The organism is Serratia sp. 506_PEND (assembly GCF_001076875.1).
GTDB classification, from domain to species: domain Bacteria; phylum Pseudomonadota; class Gammaproteobacteria; order Enterobacterales; family Enterobacteriaceae; genus Serratia; species Serratia marcescens.
Genome location: NZ_JVEL01000092.1, coordinates 1 through 220, shown reverse-complemented (window position 1 = coordinate 220; position 220 = coordinate 1). Strand labels below are relative to the sequence as shown.

Annotated in this window: 1 protein-coding gene; it reads left to right on the top strand. The window is 55.0% G+C overall.

Annotated features, from left to right (window positions below; genetic code table 11):
* A partial coding sequence (locus ADK28_RS02825; protein ID WP_048794820.1) for a YagK/YfjJ domain-containing protein occupies window positions 1-220 on the top strand: 220 nt, incomplete at both ends.

The following is a 220-nucleotide window of genomic DNA, read 5'->3' as shown; positions in this document are numbered from 1 at the left end:
TTACACCTACCATCCTTACTGGCAGCAACGTATTGCTGATACGTTCAACTGTACGCTGAATGCATACACCCGCGTACTGGCGCTGCGCGTTGACCTCAGGTTGCCGGATACGCCTGCGGCCACTGATGCCGCCGTTATCTCTCGGTTTATCGACGCCCTTAAAGCCCGCATTGATGCGTACTTTAAGCGCCATCAGCGTGAAGGTAAACGGATCTGGCCG